Source organism: Flintibacter faecis (assembly GCF_014287875.1).
Lineage (GTDB): Bacteria > Bacillota > Clostridia > Oscillospirales > Oscillospiraceae > Lawsonibacter > Lawsonibacter faecis_A.
Map to the genome: position 1 here is coordinate 1 of NZ_JACOPN010000021.1, position 3,529 is coordinate 3,529.

Here is a 3,529-nt window from a genome sequence, read left to right on the forward strand (position 1 = left end):
AGCTGCTTGGAGCAGACCATGCTCCCGGTGTACTTATCAAGATACGCCTGTATCATCCCGGCTTTGGTGTCCTCCGGCATAAAATCCCGCTGGTGTTCTTTGAGATACCGCTGCATGGCAGGGCTGAAAGCCAGCTTGAACCTGCCGCTTCTGTAAATTTCCATCGCTTCTGCCCACATCTGCTCGATATAGGCTCTGGAAGCGGCTTCGTCCTCCAAAATGTGAACCTCGGCTTGCTCCGGGTACACCATGACGGGGATAAAGCGGCGGTTGCCGGAACGGTCAAGGGGCAGGAAGTCAAGGGCATTGGAAGTGCCGCCAAACACGCACTGACGGGGGCGGTCTGCTGGGTGGGTTTCATAGGGTATCTTGTAAACCTCTTTCTGTCGGCTTAAAAATGACTTGATTTCCTCAATGCTCTTGGCGTTGGCGGTTGCCATCATTTCCGACATTTCGATAATCCAGTGACCTTGCAGCTTGCGGTACACATTGTCATCGTCCAGCTTCCGCAAATCATCGGAGAACCACTCGTCCCGGACTGCCAGCAGACGGAAGAAGGTGGACTTGCCAGCCCCCTGACCGCCTACCAGACACAGCATGATTTCAAACTTGCTTCCGGGCTTAAATGCCCTTGTAATCGCCCCCAAAAGAAACAGCTTTAGGGCTTCATAGGTGTAATCGTCCACATCCGCCCCCAGAAAGTGCCGCAGACAGAAGCGGATGCGCTCCGTCCCGTCCCATGCAAGGCTGTTCAGAAAATCCCGGATGGGGTGGTACTTATTCTCATTCGCCACAATCCCGATGGCGGTTTCAATCTTTTTCTCACTGGTCAGCCCGTAGGTTTCCTCCAGATAGAGAAGCAGATACTTCATATCCGTATCGTTCAGGGCTGTGCTTTCTCTGTGGAAGCCGATGGGCTTTATGATGTCCTTGCGGTCGGTCAGGATGTTGTATGCGATAGCCCCGGAAAGCAGCGGGTCACGCTGGAATACGGTCAGGCAGTTCCGTATGCTCTGACGGACACCGCCTTTCTCGGTAGTTTCCAGTCCCGCTTTGATTTCCTCAATGCTCTGGGGTGGCTGCATGGCGTTCATGGTGTTTTTTAATTCTTGCTGCGTCTGCGGCTGCAAGCTCTGCCATTCGCTGTTCAAGCTGTATCACATCCTTTCCGTAGTCCGCAATCAAAGCCGCTTTTTCCTCTGTCTCCCCGAACAGCAATATATCCAGCAGATATTCCACTTGGGCTTGCTTCTGTAAGGCTTCCACGAACCGGGGATGAAAGGCTTCCTCCGGGGAGTGCGGGGCGTAGTCCTTTCTCCATGCCATAAGCAAGTGAAGATAATCGGCAAGAATACGGAAGCAGCGGTTCTTTGCTTCCTGAAACTGTTCCTCCGGGGATTTCTGCCGGGGCTTGGGCTTTTTTACCTTCCCCGGCGGTTTCCAGTCCTCATAGGAAAGCCCGAAGTCCTGTGCCAGCTGTACGGCGGCTTCTTTCTTTCCCAGCCCATACAGGGCGGCGGCAAAATCAATCACATCCCCATCCGCACCGCAACCGAAGCAGTGGTAACGCCGATCCAGCTTCATGCTTGGGGTTTTATCGTTATGGAACGGGCAACAAGCCATCCCGTTCCGGCCTACACGGATTCCATAATGTTCCGCAGCCTGTCTTGTTGTGACGGACTGCTTCACAGCTTCAAATACATTCAAATCTATCCCTCCTTGAAAAAAAGAAAAGCACCTGACATTCTCAATCTGAAAATGGCAAGTGCCTGTTAAAGTTCCATATCCTGTTGTTTGTGTTTTGTCTGCACCGGGGCAGTTCTTTGTGCTTTTTTCTCGTCCGCCTTATCCTGCAAGACTTCTTTGAGGGGCTGCTTCTTGGGCGGCTCTTTGCTTTCTTCTGTGCCGGGGGTGGCTTTCCGTACCCAGTAGCGGATGTCCCGCAGCTTCTTCAAATCCTCCTGTACCTCGGTCAACGGTATTTTCAGGGCTGCAATTTCTTCCAGAAGCGTTTCCTGCTCCTCTTGCAGTTCCTTTTGGGTGCTGTCCTTATCGTCCGGGTGCTTGGCAAGGTAGTCAGCGGCTTTCTCATACCGGGCAACCTCCGGGTGTTCCTGTTTGAATTTCTCCTTTGTTTTCTTAAAAAATATCTTCTGGTACTTCTCATAGACAGGCTTAGATTCCTTGCAGGCTGTCCGGCTGGCAAGAATCCCGTCAATCACTTTGCTGCGTGCTTCCTTTGGCTTCATCTGATTGCGGTAATCGGCGGCTGATTTCCCGGAAGATTCCAGAAACGCTTCTAAGTCCTCCACAGTGGAAAGCCCCTTTTGCCGGAGATAGGACAGGGCTTCGCTGACTGCCTTTAAGTCCTGTGAAGTTCCCCGGTTCTGTCCAGCCCTTGTCCAGTCCTTCCGTTCTTCCTTTCGTATCTCCATATACTTCATCAGCAGATTGGGAAGAAGTGTTGCTTCCTCCACCGCCTTTTGTGCAAGCAGTTCTTTCCGTTTTTCTCCCAGCTCAGTAATCCAGCTTTTGAGGTTTTGGATAAGCTGCCGAATAGACTTCATCAGGCGGTTGGCGGCTCTGATTTCCCGGTTCAGGTTGCCGATGTTCGTCTGGATACCCCGCTTTTCCATCTGCCGGACAGCAGCTCCCTCATGGACAGTGGGGACAATATCAAGCCCCTGTCTGGCATAGGAACGCAAGTCCACACGCTCCGGACGGTCATTGGCTTCCAGATAGCGGTTCTGGATGACCTCCCATTCATGCCGCCAGATTTCGCAATACTTCTGGTCGTTCCAATCCACCGTATCCTCCTTGTGGCTTTTCCATCTGCCGGACGGAAGTTTTATCCGTTCCCCGTTTTCGTCAAGGTCATAAACCTTGCGGCTCTTGGGAAGCCATTTTCCATGTTCGTCCATTGCCCTCATAGTGAGCATGACATGGGCGTGGGGATTGTGTCCCGGCGGATGGGGGTCATGGATTGCAAAATCAGCAATCATGCCTTTGGAAACAAACTGCTGTTCACAAAACTCCCGGACAAGGACAGCATACTGGTCGGGTGGTATCTCTCTTGGAATGGTAAGCACCCACCGCCTTGCAAGCTGGGAGTTCCATTGCTTTTCCACCGCTTCGGCGGCGTTCCATAAGGTATTGCGGTCTGCATACGACCGTGGGGCGTTTGCCGGGAGCAGAATTTCATTGTGGACAATACCACGCTTTTCCGGGTAGTGCTTCACTTGCTGGTCGTATTCACAGAACAGCTTTTCGCCGCTTTGGTAAGCAGCGGCGGCAACCGCAGACTGTCGCTGGCTGCGCTGAACAATCGTGATTTCGTTGTGTGGGCAGGGCATTTCGTGTCCCTCCTTTCGGTAATTGGTGGATGGGGTGGCGTTTTACCACCTCATTTTGGCAGAAAAAAAGCAGGAGACCTTTTCAGATTTCCTGCTCGGTGGTGCCGCCGGTGGGCGGCTGGTATTCAGTTTTGAAAGTTCGGGTCAGGGTGGCCCGATGATGAAATAAAATATCT

3 protein-coding genes are annotated in these 3,529 nt (G+C 52.5%); all 3 read right to left on the reverse strand.

Annotation, left to right across the window (positions count from 1 at the left end; all coding sequences use genetic code 11):
* The coding region (locus H8S55_RS13715) for a virulence-associated E family protein (RefSeq protein WP_186879345.1) at nt 1-1,094 on the reverse strand (1,094 nt) is incomplete at its 3' end.
* Complete coding sequence (locus H8S55_RS13720; protein ID WP_186879346.1) at nt 1,063-1,707, reverse strand: CHC2 zinc finger domain-containing protein; 645 nt, start codon at nt 1,705-1,707, stop codon at nt 1,063-1,065. The genes H8S55_RS13715 and H8S55_RS13720, both read right to left, overlap by 32 nt.
* A 65-nt stretch (nt 1,708-1,772) precedes the next feature.
* Nucleotides 1,773-3,353: a MobQ family relaxase gene (gene mobQ, locus H8S55_RS13725; protein WP_186879347.1), complete on the reverse strand. Its 1,581-nt coding sequence runs from the start codon at nt 3,351-3,353 to the stop codon at nt 1,773-1,775.
* Nucleotides 3,354-3,529: the final 176 nt, after the last annotated feature.